This window comes from Elstera litoralis, assembly GCF_000963705.1.
GTDB classification, from domain to species: domain Bacteria; phylum Pseudomonadota; class Alphaproteobacteria; order Elsterales; family Elsteraceae; genus Elstera; species Elstera litoralis.
Genome location: NZ_LAJY01000608.1, coordinates 1 through 1,831 on the forward strand (window position 1 = coordinate 1; position 1,831 = coordinate 1,831).

A 1,831-nucleotide genomic window follows, 5' to 3' on the forward strand; every position below is an offset into this window, starting at 1 on the left:
CTAAGGAGCTAGCGTCGGACGATTCTGTTTCCTCAATTTTGAGCCAGATCGGCGAGGCGCTCGATGCTTTTAAAGCTAAAAAACATGCTTATAGATTTCATCGGGATGACGATCAGGAGCCAACAGTATACTATATTCACGAATTCTCAATTCGTATTGGAAATGACACGCATCCCTTAAGCTTCTCCTTATCGGAGGAGCTGATAAGTGAAGATGCGTTTATGCTCCCCGATCGGAAAAGCTGGGTAGACGAAATTGACGATGAATTAGGCTGAGCGGCTGAGGTTCAGCCTACCCTTTCTCACATCTTCGGCCACGCCCGATCAATATCCGCCTTCCGAAGGGTCGCCCGCAGCGAATCGACCAGATCGGTGCGCGGCGGCAGGGGGGTAAAACGCGCGGCGAGTTCGGGCGGCAACGAAAAATTCGGCAGGATTGGGCGCACGAAGCCTTCCGCGAACAGGCGTTGAGCCGTCTCGGTGAGGGCGAAGTTCATCCACAGCTTGCCGCCGGCGGCATTGCGCGCGCCCTTGACCAGCGAGAGCGTATAGGCGGCGGCGGCGGTGCCGTCGGCGGGCAGGATCACTTCGGCTTCGTCCATCCCATCGAGATGCTTCACCCGCAGCCCATCGGCCTCAAAGGTGATCCACACGGGGATTTCACCGCGCAAAAAACGCGCTTGCGCCGAGCCGGGATCGATGCGTTGGACGTTTTCCGGCCTTATGCAGGGCGGTGAAATACTCGATCCCCGGCCGCACTGAATCCAGCGTGCCGCCCGCCGCGACATTGGCGGCGAAGGCGAGGGTGAGGCCGACCGTCGTCGTTTGCGGGTCGGGGTAGGTGATGCTGTTCTTAAACTCGGGCTTGCGCAGATCGGCCCAGGTGCGCGGCAGGCTTTTCACCAGCTTGCGGTTGACGACGAAGGCGATGGGCAGCGTGTGAACGCCGACCCACAGGCCATCCGGGTCTTTCGCCGCGCCCGGCAGCCGGTCGAGATTAACCGGGCGGTGGGGGCTCAGCAGGCCCCGGCTGGCGGCATCGAGCGCGACCAGCGAGTAGAAATAGGCGGCATCGGCGGGCGGGCGCTCGCGCAGCCGGTCGAGCTGCGTCACGGTCGCGGTCGAGCCCAAATCGGTATAAGCCAGCGGCACATCGGGGTAGCGCTGGCCGAAGGCGCGCACGACCGCGCCCCAATTGGCCCAACCGAGGGCGGTATTGGCGCTGATCGTCACCCCCTCTTTGGCGGCGGCCTCCGCCAGAGTTTTTTCGCCCGGATAGAGTTCCGGCCCCTCGCTGAGCGGAAGAGTGGCATCAGCCTGGGCGCGTGCTGCGCCGAAGGGCATAAGGAGGGCTCCCGCCAACAGGCTGCTGAGCACAAGGGCGCGTCGAGAGAAAAGCGGCAGCATGAAACCCATCCGGCAGAGCATGAAAAAACCCTGCCGATGCAATATCGGCAGGGTTTAAAACCATCACAGGATCGAAACCATCCCTAGAAGCGGGCGCATCGGTCCGTGAAGAAACGGTTTTTAGTAAGAATCATCGCCATGATCGTTATGGACCGGGGGCGGAGCTTCGCCATCCAGTTCCAGCGTGCGGGCTTCGGGGCCCTTATCGCGTTCGATCGAGGAGAAGCGGACGCGTTGGCCCGGCTGCACATCGACAAGACCGGCACGACGCAGAACCGAAGCGTGCAAGAACACGTCTTTCCCGCCCGAATCCGGAGTGATGAAGCCGAAGCCCTTGGTTGCGTTGAACCATTTTACGGTGCCTTCGCCGCTTTCGCCGGGAGGGCCACCGCGATCGGCACCGAAGCCGCCGCCGAAGCCACCAC

Annotated in this window: 4 protein-coding genes; 1 reads left to right on the forward strand and 3 read right to left on the reverse strand. The window is 61.6% G+C overall.

Annotated elements, in window-relative coordinates; all coding sequences use genetic code 11:
- The coding region (locus tag VZ95_RS18160; protein ID WP_045777111.1) for a hypothetical protein at positions 1-275 on the forward strand (275 nt) is incomplete at its 5' end.
- 26 nt (positions 276-301) lie between these two features.
- Here VZ95_RS18160 and VZ95_RS28375 read toward each other — a convergent pair.
- The 3 genes from VZ95_RS28375 to VZ95_RS18170 form a co-directional block, all read right to left on the reverse strand.
- Positions 302-670, reverse strand: coding sequence for a type 2 periplasmic-binding domain-containing protein (locus VZ95_RS28375; RefSeq protein ID WP_198148385.1), 369 nt, complete (start codon positions 668-670; stop codon positions 302-304).
- Positions 660-1,406 carry an ABC transporter substrate-binding protein gene (locus VZ95_RS28380; RefSeq protein ID WP_198148386.1) on the reverse strand — a complete coding sequence of 249 codons (747 nt, stop codon included), beginning with the start codon at positions 1,404-1,406 and terminating at the stop codon, positions 660-662. The genes VZ95_RS28375 and VZ95_RS28380 overlap by 11 nt, the downstream gene beginning before the upstream one ends.
- 120 nt (positions 1,407-1,526) lie before the next feature.
- Positions 1,527-1,831 (reverse strand): cold-shock protein (locus VZ95_RS18170; RefSeq protein WP_045777112.1); only part of this gene is annotated, 305 nt, incomplete at its 5' end.

Coding starts and splice junctions, on each gene's coding strand:
- VZ95_RS28380 (WP_198148386.1), bottom strand. CDS start 1,406: ATGCTGCCGCTTTTCTCTCGACGCGCCCTTGTGCTCAGCAGCCTGTTG.